Genomic DNA, 18283 nt, shown 5'->3' on the forward strand with positions numbered 1-18283 from the left:
CGTCTCGGCGTCCTCCGACAGCAGCTGCGCGAGGACGTCCGCCGCCGCCGCGATCCGTCGCAGCGGCACGCGCCCCGGCGGCCGCCGCAGCATCTGCGTGTGCACCGCCGCCCAGGCCGGGTCGTGATCGCGGTCGCCGGCGTCGCGGCAGGACAGGCAGGGCGTCCGCCCCGGGACCACGAGCGGGCCGATCGTCGCACCTGCCGCGTCGAACGAGAGCGGAAGATGCGGACGGTCGTCGGCGAGGGCGGCCGTGGAGTCGACCGCGGCCGAGACGCCGGCCGCGACGGGCACGAGCGTTGCTGTGTCATCCTCGGCGCCCGCCATGTCCAGACCGGAGTCAGCCAGGGCCTCGCCGAGTCGGATCGCCGTCTGCGGGTCGATGTCCGGGAGCACGGTCAAGCGGACCAGGCGCGGCTCCGACGAGGCGACCAGGACCGGTGCGAGGTGCTCGCGCAGTGCACGGGCCGCGGCTCGTGGCGCGCCGCACTTGTGCGCCACGAGGTCGAACGAGAGCGCGGGGACTCCCGTCCGGAGCGCATGCAGCAGCCGTTCGATCCAGGCCTCGCCCGCGCTCAGCGTCAACACGGCGTCGGGGCCGAACTGGACCGTCTCGGCGTCCCGCCAGAGGAGCGGATGCGCGGGGTCGAGGAGGAGGGTCGGCATGGACAGATTCTCGCCGGCACCACCCGTCCACGGATCGCCGATCTGCGATCCGTGGAGAACTCGTCCTGTTCGGCAGCGGGGGAGGAGCCGATCAGACCGGCCTCTCGCCGCCGTTCGGGTCCGCTCCCGGGTCCTCCGTCCTGCCCTCGGTGCCGGTCTCGTCGGAAGGGCTTGTCTCGCCGGGAGAGCCGTCCCCTCCCGGCGAGGCCTCAGAGCCGGGTGCGCCCTCGGCGAACTCGCCGTCCAGGAGCCGTGTCAGTGCCTCGTCCATCTCATCAGGCTGGGGCTGCTCGCCGCGGGCACGAGCCTGAAGGCGGGCGACGAGCGCCGACGGGTCGTCGATGTCGTCCGCGGTCGGCATGAGGTCGGGATAGTCCCACAGGGCATCACGGTCTGCGACACCGACCGCGTCTGTGACTGCCTGCCACATCGCTGCGGCCTCGCGCAGGCGCCGGGGGCGGAGCTGGAGGCCGACGAGGGCTCCGAGGGCATCCTCCGCCGGGCCGCCAGCAGCCCGGCGGCGCCGAGCGGCCTCCGCGATGCGCGGGCTTTCGGGCAGACGCGCGGTCGCCGCCGATGTGACGACGTCGACCCACCCGTCGATCGTCGCGATGAGGTTCTCCAGACGCTCCAGCGCCTCGCGTTGAGCGTCGGACTGCGCGGGGAGGAGAGCGCCTCCCTCGATCGCCGCGCGCAGCTCCTCGGGGTCGCTCGGGTCCAGTCGGCCCGCCACGTCTTCGAGCGCGTCCATGTCCACGGCCACGCCACGGGCGAAGTCGGTGATCTGCGACATGACGTGCAGATGGAGCCAGCGCGCGTGCCGGTACAGCCGTGCGTAGGAGATCTCCCGGGCGGCGAGGTACAGCGCGATCTGGTCCTCGGGGATCTCCAGGCCCTCGCCGAAGGCCGCGAGGTTCTGCGGCACGATCGCGGCCGTGCCGGCAGGGAGGACCGGGATCCCGACGTCGCCGCCGGAGACCACCTCGAGGGAGAGGTTCCCCAGCACCTGGCCGAACTGCATCGCGAACACCGAGGATCCGAGGCCACGCATCAGGCGACCGGCGCCTTCGACGATCCCCCTCATCTCCTCGGGAGTCTGCCCCTGCAGAGCTGTGGTCAGCGCGTCGGCGATGCTGGTCGACACCGGTGCGGCGACCTCCTTCCAGATCGGAAGGGTCTGCTCGACCCATTCGCCGCGGGTCAGAGCCTTGGGCGGTGCGGAGAGCTCCGAGATCGTGGTCGCCTCGCCCACCCACAGGTCGGCGAGGACGAAGGCGTCGGCGATCGAGGAACGGCTGCCGTCGGTGACGCCCTGTCCCTCGCGGTTGGCGATGTGCAGCGCCTGGCGGAGCGTCGCCTCCCACGGGTCGGCGCCCGTTGCGCCTTGCATCTGCTGCAGGAAGGCCGTCATCATCGCGGGGTCGATCCGGAGGCCTTCGAGACCTTCCATCCCGTCGAGGGCACTCAGATCGAGGTCGTCGCCCTGGGCGCCCAGCATCTTGCGCAGGAACTCTCGGAAGTCGTCGGGATTCGGGTCGTTCTCTGCCATTGCCAGGCCCTCTCAGCACGTGTATAGCCGCTGCGTCCTACGCTAGTCACACGGAAGCGGATCGCGGCCCGTCCAGGACCGCATCGCTGTACGCCGGTCGCGAACGACCACCCGCCGGCCGTCAGTCAGGAGGATCAGTGACGCCCACGCGCGCACGCAGCCGTTCGGCGACGATCGGAGTGACGGCGCTCGTCGTCGCGCTCGTCGGGCTCCTCGTGATCACCTTCCTGCCGTTGCCGTATGTGATCCAGCAGCCGGGGCCGGTGTACAACACCCTCGGCGAGGTGGAGGACAAAGAGGGCGTCAAGACGCCGCTCATCACCGTCGCGGGCGCGCAGACCTATGAGACCGGCGGGGCGCTCGACCTCACGACCGTGCAGGTGGTCGGCAACCGCGAGCGGACGCCCTCGTGGATGGAGCTCATCTCCGCCTGGATGGACCCGTCGCGCGCGGTCGTCCCTCTCGACGCGGTCTTTCCACAGGGGGTGACGACCGAGCAGCGCAACCAGCAGAACCAGCTGCTCATGGTCAACTCCCAGCAGGAGGCGATCGCCGCTGCGCTGCGTGAGCTGGGCTACGAGGTGCCGGTGACGATCGAGGTCGATGCGGTCACCGACGACGGCGCGGCGAAAGGGGTCCTGCAGAAGGACGACCGGATCACGGCGATCGACGGGAAGGGGGTCGTCGACGTGGACGCGCTGCGCGCCTTCGTCCAGGACAGCGCCGGTGCGCCGCTCGCGCTCACGATCGACCGTGACGGGACCACCCAGGAGCTCACGGTGACGCCGAAGCAGCAGGAGGTCGACGGCACGCCCACGTGGCTCCTCGGCGTCACTCTGCGGCATGAGTACGCGTTCCCGATCGATGTCAGCCTCCGTCTCGACGACGTCGGCGGTCCGAGCGCCGGGATGATGTTCGCGCTGGGGATCATCGACGTGCTCACCCCCGGCGAGATCAACGGCGGCCAGCAGGTGGCCGGTACGGGCACGATCGCGGCGGACGGCAGCGTCGGCCCGATCGGCGGGATCCGACAGAAGCTGTATGGGGCCCGCGGTGCGGGCGCGGAGTATTTCCTCGCGCCCGGCGCGAACTGCGGCGAGGTCGTCGGCCACGTGCCAGACGGTCTCACCGTGATCCGCACCGACACGCTCAGTGACTCGCTGACGGCGCTGAAGACGATCGCGGATCACGGGGACGTCGGCGCCCTGCCCACCTGCACTGCGTTGCAAGGGTGACGGCGATCCCTGCCCAGAGCCGATCCGCCTGGCTCTGGCGTTCGCGACGGGCGAAGGGCGGCTCGCGCGGTCTCAGGCGCCGCTGAAGGACGCCGACCTAGGATGGAACGGTGACCACGACCTCGGCGCCGAAACCGGCCACACCTCGCACCTCCCGACGCATCCTGACCGTCTCGGTGGTGATCGTCGCCGCGCTCATCGCCGGCTTCTTCGCCTTCGCGTCGCTCTACACGGATTTCCTCTGGTATGAGCAGCTGAACTTCTCCGAGGTGCTGACCACACGGTGGATCGCGACCGCGGCGATGTTCCTCGTCGGCTTCCTCGGCATGGCCGTGCCGCTGTTCGTGGCCATCCAGCTGGCCTACCGGCTGCGCCCGGTGTACGCACGACTGAGCTCTCAGCTCGACCGCTATCAGGAGGTCATCGAGCCGCTGCGGCGTCTGGCCATGTGGGGCATGCCGGTGTTCTTCGGACTGTTCGCCGGCTTCGCCGCGGCGGGGCAGTGGGAGACCGTGTGGCTGTGGGTCAACGGCACGGCGACAGACACCGTCGACCCGCAGTTCGGTCTGGACACCGGCTTCTACATGTTCGCCATGCCGTTCTATCAGGCGGTCCTCGGCTTCGCCTCGGCTGTGCTGATCCTCTGCCTGCTCGTCACCGCTCTCGTGTCGTACCTCTACGGATCGGTGCGCGTCGGGCAGGGCGAGCTGCGCATCTCGAAGGCGGCGCGCATCCAGCTCGCCGTGCTGGCAGGTCTTTATCTCCTGGTCCAGGCGGTCAGCCTCTGGACGGACCGTTACAAGACACTCGTGACACCGGACGACAGGATCACCGGCGCCGCCTACACCGGCGCCAACGCGACCATCCCCGGTCTGTCGATCCTGGCGATCCTGGCCGCCGTCGTCGCGATCCTCTTCTTCGTCACCGCGCTCGTCGGACGCTGGCGCTTCCCGCTCGCCGCGACGGCGCTGCTCGTGGTCGCCGCGCTCGTGGTCGGCATCGGCTATCCCTGGGTCGTGAACACCTTCCAGGTGAAGCCGAACCAGAACGCCCTGCAGGCGGAGTACTACCAGCGCAACATCGACGCGACCAAGGCCGCGTTCGGGATCGACCAGCTCGAGACCACGGCGTTCAAGGCGAAGACCGACGCCCAGCCCGGACAGCTGCGCACCGACGCCGACACCACGGCGTCGATCCGCATCCTCGACCCGAACATCGTGTCGCCGGCGGTGCAGCAGCTCGAGCAGTACCGCAGCTATTATCAGTTCCCCGACACGCTCGACGTCGACCGCTACCAGATCGACGGCACGACGCAGGACACCGTGGTCGCGGTCCGCGAGCTCGACACGGCGAAGCTCGGCGACGCACAGAGCTGGAACAACAACACGGTCGTCTACACGCACGGCTACGGCCTCGTCGCCGCGGCGGGCAACAAGCGCACCGCCGACGGAGAGCCCCAGTTCCTCGAGCGCGGCATCCCGTCCGCGGGCTTCCTCACCAACAGTGAGAAGTTCGAACCGCGCGTCTACTTCGGCGAGAAGTCGCCGCAGTACTCGATCGTCGGGGCGCCCGAGGGAGCGGACGACGTCGAGATCGACTACCCACGCGGTGGGGACGGCTCGAACGAGACCAAGACCACCTTCCGTGGCGACGGAGGTCCGCGTATCGGGGACTTCTTCACGAAGATGCTCTACGCGCTGAAGTTCCAGTCCGAGCAGATCCTCTTCTCCGACTATGTGAACCAGGACTCGCAGATCCTTTACGACCGCAACCCCAAGACCCGTGTGCAGAAGGTCGCGCCCTACCTCACGCTCGATGAGGACCCGTACCCGAGCGTGGTGGACGGGCGGATCGTCTGGATCATCGACGGATACACGACCAGCTCGACCTACCCGTATTCCAAGAGCGTGAACCTTCCGCGGGCGATCAACGACAACAACGCCAACGCGCCGGGCTTCGCCACCGAGGACGTCAACTACATCCGCAACTCCGTCAAGGCCACCGTCGACGCCTACGACGGCAAGGTGACCCTCTACGCCTGGGACGATCAGGACCCGGTGCTGAAGACCTGGCAGAAGGTCTACCCGTCCGCGCTCAAGTCGGTCGCCGACATGTCGGCAGACCTCATGAGCCACGTGCGGTACCCCACCGACCTGTTCAAGGTGCAGCGGTCGATGCTCGGCGTCTACCACGTCGACGACGCCCGTTCCTTCGCCCAGCAGGACAACCGGTGGGAGACCCCGGATGACCCCCAGGACAGCGCGAAGAAGCAGGCGCCGTACTACCTGAGCATGAAGATGCCGGGGCAGGAGTCGCCGCGGTACTCGATGTTCACGACCTTCATCCCGTCCTCGCAGGGCGCGAACAGCCGAAACGTGCTGATGGGCTACCTCGCCGTCGACTCGGATGCCGGCTCGACGGCAGGCAAGAAGTCCGCGTCGTACGGGCAGCTGAGGATGCTCGAGATCGACGCCGACACGACCGTGCCCGGTCCCGGTCAGGTGGCGAACACCTTCAGCTCGGATCCGACGATCTCGCAGCAGCTGAACGTGCTGAAGATCGGCCAGTCGGAGGTGCTCCACGGCAACCTCCTGACGATCCCGGTCGGAGGCGGTCTGCTCTACGTGCAGCCGGTATACGTCCAGGCCTCGAAGGGCACGAAGCTCCCGCGCCTGCAGAAGGTCCTCGTGGCCTTCGGCGACAGGGTCGCCTTCGCAGACACCCTCACCGCTGCGCTCGACGAGATCTTCGGCGGTGACGCGGGGGCGGCGGGCGGCGACAGCAACACCCTGGTCACTGATCCCGGCGGCACGGTCGAGCAGAAGCCGCAGACGGCAGACGCGCTCCGAGCGGCCGCGCTCCAGGAGGCGAAGGCGGCGATGACGGAGCGTGATGCCGCGTTGAAGGCCGGGGACCTCGCCACGTTCGGCGCGGCAGACAAGAAGCTCGCCGACGCGGTCAACAAGCTTCTCGAGCTCGAGGCCCAGGCCACGGGCCAGGGCGACGCCAACCAGAGCGGCTCGAGCAAGTAGGCCCCACGATCGAAGGGCGCTCCCGAGAGGGGGCGCCCTTCGATGTTCCCGCACGCGATCGCTCCGGTGGGATGACTCCTGCCTCGTCAGGATCAGGCGGGCGCCACGAGGCAAAGATAAAGGCCCTCGATCCGGATTTCTCCTGATCGAGGGCCTTCTTTTGTTGCGGGGACAGGATTTGAACCTGCGACCTCCGGGTTATGAGCCCGGCGAGCTACCGAACTGCTCCACCCCGCGGCACAAGAAACGACTCTAGCACGGCTGCCGGAGGCGGTCCAAATCGAGGCGGATGGGGAAGGATGAGGGGATGACCGAGGGAAGCGTCGTCGTCGCCGTGTGTCAGTTCGCCCCCACGCGCGATCGTGAGAGCAACCGCGCCCGTGTCGCCGCGCTCGCGACCGAGGCCGCAGAGCGAGGCGCGCGGGTGATCGTCCTCCCCGAGTACGCCAGCTACTTCGTCGACCCCCTGGACGGGACGCTGGGGGAGAACGCCGAGTCGCTCGACGGGCCGTTCGTGCGCTCGCTCCACGCGCTCGCGGTCGCACACGACGTGATCCTCGTCGCCGGCGTCGTGGAGCGCGCGGAGACGGAGGGGCGCGTGCACAACACCGTGGTCGCGGTCGCCGCGGACGGCATCCGGGCCCGTTACCGCAAGCAGCACCTCTACGACGCCTTCGGCCAGACCGAGTCCGACTGGATCGCGGCGGGCGAGACAGGCGCGGCGGAGACCTTCGAGGCAGGCGGCCTGCGCTTCGGGGTGATGACCTGCTATGACCTTCGGTTTCCCGAGGTGGCCCGTACTCTCGCGGATGCGGGGGCGGAAGTGATCCTCGTCCCCGCGGAGTGGGTGCGTGGCCCGCTCAAGGAACGGCATTGGACGACGTTGCTCGCCGCGCGGGCGATCGAGAACACGGCGTACGTCGTCGCGGCCGACCACCCGGGACCGATCGGCGTCGGCCTCTCGGCGGTGGTCGATCCGCAGGGGGTGACGGTCGCCGGCATCGGAGCGGGGGAAGGGGTCGCGTTCGCCGTCCTCACGCGCGCCGCCGTCGAACGGACCAGAGAGGTCAACCCCGCGCTGCGTCTGCGTCGCTACCGCGTCGTGCCGGATGAGACCGGGCACTGAGGCAGCGGCAGCGCCGCAGGCGGAGGCGCTGTCAGCCGCGGAGGAGGGCCAGGCGCTCGGATGCCTCGCGGATCACCTCGGGCCGTTTGCAGGCGGCGAAGCGCACCAGGCCGGCGACGTGGTCGACATGTTCCGCGCGCACGAAGGCGGTGAGCGGGATCGCGGCCACGCCCGCGCGCTCGGGAAGGGCGCGGCAGAACTCGGCGGCGTCCCTCCCGCCGAGGGCTGTCGCATCAGCCACGGTGAAGTACCCGCCACGGGGCGGGAGGACGTCGAACCCGGCGGCGCGGAGTCCGTCGCCGAGCAGGACGTGCTTGCGGTGCAGCACCGCGGCCGCGTCCTGGAAGAAGGCGTCGTCCAGGCGCAGCCCGACGGCGACCGCGGACTGGAACGGGCCGCCGTTGACATAGGTGAGGAACTGCTTCACCGTGAGGACGGCGGTGATGAGCTCCGCTGGGCCATGCACCCAGCCGATCTTCCATCCGGTGACCGAGAACGTCTTGCCCGCAGACGAGATCGTCAGCGTGCGCCCGGCGGCCCCGGGCATCGTCGCGATCGGTTCGTGGGCGCTCTCGAAGACGAGGTGCTCGTAGACCTCGTCGGTGACGATGACGGCATCGTGCCGGTGTGCGAGCCGGACGATCTCGTTCCGCGCCTCGGCGGAGAGGACCGTGCCGGTCGGATTGTGCGGATCGTTCACGAGGATGATCCTGGTGCGATCGGTCACCGCCGCGGCGAGCTCTTCGAGATCGGGCTGGAAGTCCGGGCGGCGGAGAGGGACGGTCCGCAATCGGGCGCCGGAGAGGGCGGCGGCTGCGGCATAGGAGTCGTAGAACGGCTCGAATACGACGATCTCGTCGTCCGGGCCTTCGACGAGCGCCAGAAGAGTCGCGGTCAGCGCCTCCGTCGCACCGGCGGTCACGATGACCTCCCGGGCGGGGTCGACCTCGATCCCGTAGAAGCGCCGCTGGTGCTCGGCGATCGCGGCGAGCAGGTCGGGGACGCCGCGCCCTGGCGGATACTGGTTGTCCCCTCGGGCGATCGCGGCGCGGGCGGCCTCTCGCATCGCGACGGGGCCGTCCTCGTCCGGGAAGCCCTGGCCGAGGTTGAGTGCTCCGGTCCGCGCAGCGAGCGCGGACATCTCCGCGAAGATGGTGGGTGCGACGCTCCCGTCGGGCGAGAGGAGACCGGCCCCCGCGGCGGTGCGGCGCCACGCGCCGGTCACGGTTCCCATGCCGTCCAGGCTAATGGCATAGAGGAATCCCAAGCCGGGCATAGGAAAAGCACAGCCGTCGGCGTCACTCTGGAGGAGCAATGTCCGAAGGAGCAGAAATGAACGATCAGACCCCTCGCCCCGAGTCCGGTGCCGGTCACGACGTCCCCGCCGCGTTCTCGTCGAACACCTCCGTGCCGACAGGCGCTCCGTCGGGCGACCCGGCGTTCACGAGCACCGCGCAGACGGAGCCCATCCCACCGGGGGGCACCGCTCCGCTCGGGTCGAGCCATGGTGTGGCCTCCGGAGGCGCCTCCTTCGGCCCCGCCGCGCAGCCTGAGTCCGCGATGCCCGCCGCGCCCAGGGAGAAGCGGAGCGTCGGCGGAGCCACCATCGCGGCGATGGTCATCGCCGCCGCCCTCGTAGGCGGGGCGGCGGGGTTCGGCGCCAGCGCCCTCGGTGGTGCCTTCGCCGCGCAGAGCTCTTCCTCTCCCGCGGCCGGTCCGTCTACGGTCACCGTCAACAACCCCGAGTCGGTCTCGGCGGCGACCGGGGTCGCGGCGAAGGTCGTGCCCTCGGTGGTCACGATCGAGGTGCAGGGCGGCTCCTCCAGCGGCAGCGGGTCCGGGGTCGTCCTGGACAAGAAGGGCAACATCCTCACCAACGCGCACGTCGTGACTCTCGACGGCGCCGCCTCGAACCCGGCGATCCGAGTCACCACCTCTGACGGGCGCATCCTGAACGCCACCGTGGTCGGAGTCGACGCGACCTACGACCTGGCGGTCATCAAGGTCGAGGATGGCAGCGGCCTCACCCCGATTGAGTTCGCGGACTCCTCCAAACTCAACGTCGGCGCTCAGACGATCGCCGTCGGCGCCCCGCTAGGCCTGTCCAACTCGGTCACGACCGGCATCGTCAGCGCGCTCAACCGGAGCATCCAGATCCAGTCCTCCGCAGCGCCGGACAACGGCTCCGACCAGTCACAGGACCCGAACCAGCAGGACCCGGATCAGCAGCCTTTCCAGTTCGACATCCCCGGACGCGGGCAGCAGTCCTCCGGCGCGAAGGCTCAGATCTCCATCTCGGTCATCCAGACCGATGCGGCGATCAACCCGGGCAACTCCGGCGGCGCTCTCGTGGACGGCGACGGCAAGCTCATCGGCATCAACGTCGCGATCGCGAGCGCGGGCAGCAGTCAGTCCGGCGAGCAGTCGGGAAACATCGGCGTCGGCTTCGCGATCCCCTCGGACATCGCCAAGCGGGTGTCCAGCGAGATCATCGAGAAGGGCACCGCCACACACGGTCTGCTCGGTGCCACGGTGCTGGACGCGAGCAGGGTGCAGGGCGCACAGGTGGTCGGCGCGGCGATCAAGGACGTCGTCGCCGGCGGTGCCGCGGAGGCGGCGGGGCTGAAGTCCGGCGACATCGTCACCGAGTTCAACGGCACGCCGATCACCGGCGCGAGCGACCTCACCGCGCAGGTGCGCGCGGCGGCGGCCGGCAGCAAGGCGGAGATCACGGTCGTTCGGGACGGACGTTCGCAGAAGCTCACGGCGACGCTCGGGGCCATGGGATCGTGACCGCGGAGGAGGAGCGGCTGCATCCGTGACTCGCCACCCCGGCTCCCTCAGGAAAGGACGCCACCCCGCGATAGGCTCGCGGGGTGGCGTCCTTCTCCTTTCGCGCGGGCAACGCCGGGAAGCTCCTCCGCATCCCCTTCTACCTGGCGGGCCGCATCGCCAACGCGGTCGTCCCGCGGGGCGACCGCTGGGTCTTCGGCTGCGGGGCGGGGATCGGCGACGGAGCTCTGGCCCTTTGGCCGATCGTGCGGGAGCAAGGGCACCCTGCGGTCTGGCTGACAGGGTCGGAGCGCGAGGAGACAGATGCTCACGCGCTCGGCATCCCGACACTGCCGAGAGACAGCCTGCGGGGCTGGTGGGCGACGGCTCGCGCGGGCGTGGTGGTGGTGACCCACGGCCTCGGCGACGTGAACCGATACGCCTCCTCCGGTGCCTTCGTGGTGCAGCTCTGGCACGGGATCCCGCTCAAGCGCATCGGCCTGGACTCGCCGGCGACCGTGCAGAGCGCGATCCTTCCCGGGTCCGGTCTCGTGCGTCGCGTGCTCGGCCTCCTCTACCGCGAGACTGCGCGGCGGATCCGTGTGCTCCCTGCCGCCTCGGACCGAGCTCGCGGCCGCCTCGAGTCCGCGTTCGGGCTCGGGGTCGAGCAGGTGCTCGTCACCGGTGAGCCGCGCGTGGACGTGCTCTCCGCCGGCACGCCGGGCGAGCGCAGGGCGGCCGCGGAGGAGCGATTGAACACGGTGACCGGTGCACTGCCTCTCGATGCGCGCGTGCTGCTGTACGCGCCGACATGGCGCGACGGCGCCCCCGACCCGGCGGTGCCGTCTGCGGCGGAGTGGGCACGGATCCTGCGTCTTCTCGAGGACCGGAACGCGGTGCTTCTGGTGAGGTCGCATCCTCTCGGCGAGGGCGGCTATCAGCCTCCGGCCGACGCGGACCGGATCCGGCTGATCGGGGCGTCGGTCCTCGCCGACGTGACCCCGATCCTGCCGGCTGTGGACGTCTTGATCACCGATTACTCGTCGCTCGCCTACGACGTGGGGCTCCTCGGGATGCCGGTCGTGTATCTCGCCCCCGACCCCGAGGACTACGCTCGCAGTAGGGGCTTCTACGGAGCGTATCGCGACGTGGCAGGGGACGACTTCGCCCGGGATTGGGGCGACGCGCTGGTCCAGATCGACCAGGTGCTCGGGGACCATGACGAGTTCACCGCGCGCTCTGCGCGATCCAGTACTCTGAGCGCCGAGATGCATGCGTATCGCGATGGGCGCAACGCCTGGCGCGTCTACCGAGCGATCCGCAGCCGGGTCGTCCTCGGGCCGAAGGGAGCCGAATGACCAGCGTCCTCGTCCAGGAGGAGAAGGAGACGCTCGTCGTCTCGGGTACGGGTCCCCGGCCCTCGCAGGCTGCGCTGATCGGTCCGCGGGCGCGGGCGACGGGGCGGGTCTCAGGCGGCGGCAAGACGTGGAAGGCGTCGTTCCCGCTTCGTGCATCACGGTGGGGCGGCGCCGCGTTGCCGCTGCCCGCAGGGGAGTACCGCCTGGAGGTGGAGGGGCAGGACCTCTCCGGGCTCATGCTCGGTCCGACGCTGCTGCCGATCCTCCGGGTCGCGGTGAGCGGCGCGCGCGTCGACATCGCCGCTCCGCTCGATCCCGCCCACGAGACCCCTGAGGGGCAGCTCGCGCTGGAGGGTCGGTACCTCGCCCTCCCCGGCGGCACGGAGAACGCGGTTTTCTTCGAGAGCTTCTACGGGCAGAGCACCGGGTGCAATCCCGGGGCGATCGATCGCGAGCTCGCCGCCCGTGCCCCGGGCGTCACTCGTTACTGGAGCGTGACGGACCTGTCCATCGCGATCCCCGACGGCGCCGTCCCGGTCGTCGAGGGGTCGCCGGAGTGGTGGCGCGCCCGCGGCGCCGCACGGTTGCTCGTCGTCAACGACTGGCTCCGACGGCGTTTCGATCGCAAGCCTGGTCAGCGGGTGCTTCAGACATGGCACGGGACGCCGCTCAAGCGTCTTGCGCTGCACCGGCCCGGATTCCGTCCCCGGCGTGCGCTCGCGGTGATCCGGGAGTCGCGGCGCTGGGACGCCCTGCTCGCGCAGAACCCCTACGCCGCACGCGTCCTGCGCAAAGCCTACGCCTTCCTCCGCCGGCCGGTCTGGGTCGACGGCTACCCGCGCAACGACGTCCTGGTGACGGGCGACGCCGGTGCCGTCCGCACCCGGCTCGGCATCGGCGAGGGCGAGACCGTCCTCCTCTACGCCCCGACCTGGAGAGACGACCGCACGGAGATGGTGGACTTCGTGGACCCCGAGGACCTGGCGCGCCGGGCCGATGCGGTGGTCCTCGTCCGTGGGCACTCGCGCACGATCAAGCCGGGGCGCGACAGAGACGGCGCGCGCGTGATCGACGTGACCGGCTATCCGGACACCGGAGAGCTGCTGCTGGCGGCCGACGCGCTCATCACCGACTACTCCTCGGTGATGTTCGACTTCAGCGTCTCCGGCAAGCCGATGTACTTCCTCGTCCCTGACCTCGAGCACTACCGGGGCAAGCTCCGTGGGTTCTACTTCGATCTTGCCGCGCGCGCCCCCGGGCCCCTCGTGCGCTCACAGGACGAGCTCGTCGACGCGCTCGCTGACCTCGGCACGGTGGCGAGATACGCCGATCGCTACGTGTCCTGGCAGGCGCAGTTCAACGCCCGGGACGACGGCGCCGCAGCCGCACGCGTGGTTTCCCGCATCCTCGATCTCGGCTATCTGCGGCCCTGACGGCTCGTCAGGCCCCGGCGGCTCAGGGCAGCGGCGTGTTGCGAGTGCCGAGACGAGACGCGTCGACAGTGCCGCGTGCGCCACGGAAGACCCCGCCGAGGAACCCCAGGGCCCAGGAGACGTGCATCGTGGGGATCACGATCAGGGTCCAGAGCCGTTCCGAAAGGTCGCGGGGAGGATCGGAGCGTCGGCGCGGGGCGATAGCGAGGGCGACGATGAGAAGGAGATAGGCGGCGATCGGCAGATAGACGATCGAGGCGATCGCCGAGGCGACCCCGTCGAGGACGCCCGTGAGCTGCAGGGTCGCGATGAGCGCGGCGAGGACGACGTTCAGCACCAGCGCCGGCGGAGCGAAGAAACGGAGGCCGTTGCGCCGGCCGTATCGCCGGACGAGCTCTCCGCGCCATGCTCCGGTCGCCCGGAACTGACGGGCCAGTCTCGCCCAGCTCTCTCGTGGCCAGTAGGTCACGGCCAGGTCGGGGTCGAACCAGACTCGGTGCCCGGCGCGTCGGATCCGTAAGTTCAGCTCCCAGTCCTCGCCGCGCCGGATGCTCTCGTCGAATCCGCCCACTTCGTCGAGCACATGCCGTCGCATCACGCCGAGGTAGGCGGACTCCGCCTCGCCCTCCCGGGTCCCGCCGTGGTACGAGCCTCCGCCGAGCCCGGCGGGGGAGTTGTAGGCCCTTGCCGCCGCGCGTTGGAACGGCGTCCGCCCGTCTGCCCGCATCACGCCGCCGACGTTCGCGGCACCGGTTCGACGCAGGGTGTCGATGGCACGCCTGGTGTACCCGGGCGCAAGCTCGGAGTGGGCGTCGACACGGACGATCGTGGCATAGCGGCTCGCCGCGATCGCGGCATTGAGTCCGACGGGGATGTGCGCGGCCGGGTTGTGCACGATCCGTAGGCGCCGGTCGGCGGACGCCAGGCGCTCGGCGAGTGCCGTGGTGCCGTCGGTGGAGGGGCCGAGAGCGAGGATGAGCTCCATCGGGCCGTCCACATCCTGCGCAAGCACGGAGGACACCGCGTGCTCCAGGTATCCGTGCTCGTTCAGCACGGGCATCACGAACGAGACGCCCGCGGGCAGGGGGGTGCTGTCGTTCGCCACCCGATGATCATGTCATGTGCTGCGGACCCACACCTGAGCGTTCCGCTCGCTCGGTACCCTTGAAGGATGGCCGCTGTCTCGGATGCCCGCAAAGCGTATCGACTCCTGCGCCGCGCGCTCGCCTCCCGGGCCGCGGTGCAGCGCGTGCGCCGTGCCGTCGAGGCACAGCCGTCGCCGAGGGGGCGTTTCCGCATCGCCGTCTATTACGCGGACGGTCCCGTGAACATGTACCAGATACGCCAGTGGTACCGGCCGTTGGCCGAGCTCGGCGAGACCTGGCCCGTCGTGGTCCTCTCGCGTTCGGCGACGGGCGCGGAGGCGTTGCTCGAGGACGCCGCGCTGCCGGTCGCGTTCGTGCAGACCGTCCGCGAGCTGGAGCAGTACCTGGCGGAACAGGACATCCGTATCGTCCTCTATGTCAATCAGAACACCCGTAATTTCCAGATGTTCCGTTACGGCCGGCGGTGGCACGTCTTCATCAACCACGGCGAGTCCGACAAGATGTACATGACGACCAACCAGTACAAGGCGTACGACTACGCCCTGGTCGCGGGTCAGGCGGCCCGCGACCGTCTGGCTCGGGTTCTGTGGGATTATGACATCGACCGACGCACGCTCGTGATCGGCCGGCCGCAGACGGATCACTATTCGGGGACGCTTCCGTACGTCGAGGACGAGCGTACGGTCGTGCTCTATGCCCCCACCTGGGAGGGGGATCGTCCTGCCGCCCACTATGGATCGATCCGCACGCACGGGGAGGCGCTTGCCGCCGCGGTGCTCGCGAGCGATCGGCACCGGCTGATCTACCGCCCGCATCCCCGGAGCGGGGCCGTCGATCCCGAATACGGTGCCGCGGACCGCCGTATCGTGCGGGCGATCGAGATGGCGAACGCCGCTGACCCGGGTGCGGCGCACGTGTACGACGACGGTCCCGATCTGGGCTGGCAGCTGGCCGCCGCCGACGTCGCGGTCGTCGACATCTCGGCGATGGTCTATGACCGCCTCGCCGTGGGCAAGCCCTTGCTCGTCACCCGTCCGGCAAACCCGCAGGCCCAGATCGACACCGGCGGCTACCTCTCCGAATGCGAATGGCTGGGCGCGGCCGATGCAGGACGGATCGTGGCGGAGACCGACCGGATCCGCGATGACGCGATCGCAGCCGAGCGCCTGGAGCGGTGGGTGCGCCATTACTTCGGCGACACCGCCCCGGGGGCTGCCACAGCCGCTTTCCATGCTGCGATCACCGAGCTGATGGACGAGTGGGAGCGTTGGCACGGTGGCACGGCCCCTACGCAAGGGCTGGCCGAGGAGGACCCGGCGGATCGTGCCGACGAGGACGACTCCGATCCGGAGCTCGGCTAGCGCGTTCCCGTCTGTGCCGGCCTTGTGAGGCGGCATGGTCTTTATGCCCTTGGCATTCAGTCAGGTTCATGTATGCCTGCATGGTTCGAGCGGATCGCCACGATGCTGGAGGTATGAAGGAACCCCGGTCGAGAGCCTCCGAGCATGTCGGACGGCTCGTCGGGGATCTGCGGACCAAGGCCTCTCTCAGCAGAGCGAAGCTCGCTGCGCTCGCCGACATGGATGTGTCGCATCTGGCGCGGATCGAGGGAGGGAAGGGCAATCCCACGCTGTTCGTGCTGATCCAGCTCGCGACGGCCCTCGAGGTCCCGCCCACCGTCTTCCTGGAGGGGCTGTCGGCGTCTGATCTGCCGGAGGATGTGAAGCCCTATTCCGAGGCCGGGTACCGCAAGGCGCTGCGTGCGCTCCGCGGACGTGCGCGAGACTGGCCTCAGACGACGAATCGCCAGACATACTCCAACCCGTCGCCGGGGCGGAACCACGCGAGCGTGAGCACCAGATCATCGGGGTCGGCGTCGCACAGGCAGATCTCCAGCTGCTCTCCCTGCTCCACGCGGCCCCATAGCTGAGTGCGCTGCGCGCCGCTTCCGGTGCTCGCGAATACGCGGACGAAGTCCACTGCGCGTGTGTCTCCGTTGGTGACGACGGGATGAGCGCGATCCCGCCGGTCGATGGTCCATGGGACGGCATAGGCGGGAGTCTTGCCGGCGTCGTCGAGCTGCAACATGCGGTCAGCGTAGGGAGGGGCGGGGACGAGGTAACCGTGTGGAGGGCCTCGGGACCGGAGCCGGTGGAGAAGAGAGGACTTCCTCGGGGATGTGCAGGGACCTTGGCGGGTCAGCGGCCCTCGTCGGCGTCGTGCGGGACGTCCCGGCGACGTACGGCCTGGACCGCCTTGCGCCCTGCCCAGCCGATGCCGCGTGCCGCCGTGCTGGCCGCGCCGATCGCGGCGGAACCGGTGAACTGCGCGCCCCGGAGGAGGCGGGACTCGAGCCGCTCCGCCCCGGGAACGGGTTCGAGCTCTGCGGGAAGGACGGCGGGTGCCGGCCCGAAGGCGCGGCGGGAGGTGACGAGGACCCGTCGTCCGAGGATGTTGTTGCCTGCTCCGCCGACCGCGGCGCCCACGCCGAACGGGAGGGCCTTGCCGAGGAAGGAGGCGCCTCCGCGCGCCGCGAACTGCTTGACGAAGGTCGTCTTGAGCCGATCGACCAGCGGGCCCACGGCCGCGCGCGGGAGTGTCTTGGTCACCAGCTCACCCCAGTAGGCGCCGCGGCTGCCGGCCCGGCCTGTCGCCTGGCCGGCCAGCTGCGAGACGAGGGCGACCCCCTCCTTGCCCATCATGAGGGTCATGACCAGGGCGCGGGCTCGATCGGGGTTCGTGACCGAGATGCCGTGGACTTCGGCGACCGACTGGGCGAACAGCGCGGTGGACTCCACGAACCCGGCAGTCTCGACGCCCGACAGGGCGAGGGTCACACCCGTGGTGATGCCGGGGATCACCGCTGTGGCCCCGACCGCCGCTCCGCCGGCCGTGACCGCGGCGAGGTACCGGCGTTCGAGGGAGCGGACGATCTCGTCCGGCGTCGCCTCCGGGTGGCGCAGGCGGATGCTGCGGATGTGCGCGAGGACCAGGGGACGCTGTACGGCCAGCACGCGGTCGATCCCGCGCACCCACAGCGGATGCCCCTCGGTACCCGCAGGCGGCTTCCCGCCGTCCCAGGGGGCGTCGTCGGGGAGCGAGTGGATCTTGTGCACCTTCCCGGTCATGCAGTGATCCTATGACCGCATCCCCGCGAGAACGTCGAGCCCCGGGGATCGGCGGCAGGTCAGACGTAGAGGTTCGCGCGCTCCAGATCCTCGGCGAAGTCGACCTCGACGGCGTAGAGGTCGGAGATGTCCATGGGCTCGATGAGGACGCCGTTCTCAGCGATCGCGAGCTCGAGGCCGCGCTCGAAGTAGTCCTGATCGTCCACGCGCTGGAGCTGCCGCATGAACGCGGTCTTGTGGGCAGAGGAGACGTAGTTGATGCCGACCGCCTCGCCGATGCCCTCGACGACGGTCTTCGAGAGCTCTTTGATGTAGCCTTCGGCGCCGATGGTGTACTTGACCTCTTCATCGCTGACCTTCGCGGTGTTGACGGTCACGAAGGACTGGTCTCGCTCGATGAGGTCGATGGCACGCCCGAGCACGAGCGGGTCGAAGACGACGTCGCCGTTCATCCAGAGCACGCCGGCCTTGCCCGTGGCGCCGAGGCCGCGCAGAAGGCTCTTCGACGTGTTCGTCTCGTCGTAACGCTCGTTGTGCACATAGTTGACGTGCGGGAAGGCCTCGACGATCGCCTCGGCCCGGTAGCCGACGACCGTCGTGATGCGAGCGTCGTCGCCGAACGCGGCGCGGATGTTGTCGTGCTGCTGTCGCATGATCGAACGGCCGTCCCCGAGCTGTGTCAGCGGCTTCGGGAGGGCGCGACCGAGTCGCGAGCCCATGCCCGCAGCGAGAATGATGGTCTGAAGAGTCACAGAACGGCTCCTGTTGCGTGTGTTCACGGTCGATTCATCGACGGGACACTTCTTCGTGCCGCCGATCATGCTATCGAGCCGGGCTGGGGATGCCGGAGGCGATCTCCCTCCCGTTGTCGTTTCGTG

At 69.6% G+C, this 18283-nt stretch carries 13 protein-coding genes, 1 tRNA gene and 1 pseudogene; 8 read left to right on the forward strand and 7 right to left on the reverse strand.

The window, feature by feature from the left end; translation table 11 throughout:
- Positions 1–757: 757 nt before the first annotated feature.
- Positions 758–2215, reverse strand: coding sequence for a zinc-dependent metalloprotease (locus ACP15J_RS08665; protein ID WP_424936604.1), 1458 nt, complete (start codon positions 2213–2215; stop codon positions 758–760).
- 137 nt (positions 2216–2352) lie between these two features.
- On the opposite strand from ACP15J_RS08665, the gene ACP15J_RS08670 reads away from it, so the two are divergent.
- Together ACP15J_RS08670 and ACP15J_RS08675 are read left to right on the forward strand one after the other, a co-directional pair.
- The gene (locus ACP15J_RS08670; protein ID WP_424936605.1) at positions 2353–3450 is read left to right on the forward strand and encodes a YlbL family protein; all 1098 of its coding nucleotides are present in this window, start codon (positions 2353–2355) and stop codon (positions 3448–3450) included.
- A 110-nt stretch (positions 3451–3560) separates the two neighbouring features.
- On the forward strand, positions 3561–6482 hold the full coding sequence (locus tag ACP15J_RS08675; protein WP_424936606.1) for a UPF0182 family protein: 2922 nt from the start codon (positions 3561–3563) through the stop codon (positions 6480–6482).
- Between the two features lie 163 nt (positions 6483–6645).
- On the opposite strand, the gene ACP15J_RS08680 is transcribed toward ACP15J_RS08675, so the two are convergent.
- Positions 6646–6719, reverse strand: a tRNA-Met gene (locus ACP15J_RS08680).
- Positions 6720–6789: 70 nt separating this feature from the next.
- Here ACP15J_RS08680 and ACP15J_RS08685 point away from each other — a divergent pair.
- Positions 6790–7608: a carbon-nitrogen hydrolase family protein gene (locus ACP15J_RS08685; protein ID WP_424936607.1), complete on the forward strand. Its 819-nt coding sequence runs from the start codon at positions 6790–6792 to the stop codon at positions 7606–7608.
- Positions 7609–7639: 31 nt separating this feature from the next.
- On the opposite strand, the gene ACP15J_RS08690 is transcribed toward ACP15J_RS08685, so the two are convergent.
- The gene (locus ACP15J_RS08690) at positions 7640–8842 is read right to left on the reverse strand and encodes an aminotransferase class I/II-fold pyridoxal phosphate-dependent enzyme (protein ID WP_424936608.1); all 1203 of its coding nucleotides are present in this window, start codon (positions 8840–8842) and stop codon (positions 7640–7642) included.
- 98 nt (positions 8843–8940) lie between these two features.
- On the opposite strand from ACP15J_RS08690, the gene ACP15J_RS08695 reads away from it, so the two are divergent.
- From ACP15J_RS08695 to ACP15J_RS08705, 3 genes are all read left to right on the forward strand, one after another.
- Positions 8941–10401 (forward strand): S1C family serine protease, encoded by a 1461-nt coding sequence (locus tag ACP15J_RS08695; protein ID WP_424936609.1) that lies wholly within the window; start codon positions 8941–8943, stop codon positions 10399–10401.
- 83 nt (positions 10402–10484) lie between these two features.
- Positions 10485–11738, forward strand: coding sequence for a CDP-glycerol glycerophosphotransferase family protein (locus tag ACP15J_RS08700; protein ID WP_424936610.1), 1254 nt, complete (start codon positions 10485–10487; stop codon positions 11736–11738).
- Positions 11735–13171, forward strand: coding sequence for a CDP-glycerol glycerophosphotransferase family protein (locus ACP15J_RS08705; protein ID WP_424936611.1), 1437 nt, complete (start codon positions 11735–11737; stop codon positions 13169–13171). Before ACP15J_RS08700 ends, ACP15J_RS08705 begins: the two co-directional genes overlap by 4 nt.
- A gap of 22 nt (positions 13172–13193) precedes the next feature.
- Here ACP15J_RS08705 and ACP15J_RS08710 read toward each other — a convergent pair whose 3' ends face one another.
- Positions 13194–14276, reverse strand: a complete 1083-nt coding sequence (locus ACP15J_RS08710) for a glycosyltransferase family 2 protein (protein WP_424936612.1) — start codon at positions 14274–14276, stop codon at positions 13194–13196.
- Positions 14277–14342: 66 nt separating this feature from the next.
- Between ACP15J_RS08710 and ACP15J_RS08715 the strand changes: the two genes are divergently transcribed.
- A complete protein-coding gene (locus ACP15J_RS08715) occupies positions 14343–15638 on the forward strand; it encodes a CDP-glycerol glycerophosphotransferase family protein (protein ID WP_424936613.1) in 1296 nt (431 codons plus the stop codon).
- Positions 15639–15751: 113 nt separating this feature from the next.
- Positions 15752–15946 (forward strand): annotated as a pseudogene (locus tag ACP15J_RS08720) (helix-turn-helix domain-containing protein); the annotation flags it as partial.
- A 122-nt stretch (positions 15947–16068) separates the two neighbouring features.
- On the opposite strand, the gene ACP15J_RS08725 reads toward ACP15J_RS08720, so the two are convergent.
- The 3 genes from ACP15J_RS08725 to ACP15J_RS08735 form a co-directional block, all read right to left on the reverse strand.
- Positions 16069–16365, reverse strand: coding sequence for a hypothetical protein (locus ACP15J_RS08725; RefSeq protein WP_424936755.1), 297 nt, complete (start codon positions 16363–16365; stop codon positions 16069–16071).
- A 110-nt stretch (positions 16366–16475) separates the two neighbouring features.
- A complete protein-coding gene (locus tag ACP15J_RS08730) occupies positions 16476–17405 on the reverse strand; it encodes a hypothetical protein (RefSeq protein WP_424936614.1) in 930 nt (309 codons plus the stop codon).
- A 59-nt stretch (positions 17406–17464) separates the two neighbouring features.
- A complete protein-coding gene (locus ACP15J_RS08735; protein WP_424936615.1) occupies positions 17465–18157 on the reverse strand; it encodes an NTP transferase domain-containing protein in 693 nt (230 codons plus the stop codon).
- Positions 18158–18283 lie beyond the last annotated feature (126 nt).

This window comes from Microbacterium sp. S308A+ (assembly GCF_049800815.1).
Classification (GTDB): domain Bacteria; phylum Actinomycetota; class Actinomycetes; order Actinomycetales; family Microbacteriaceae; genus Microbacterium.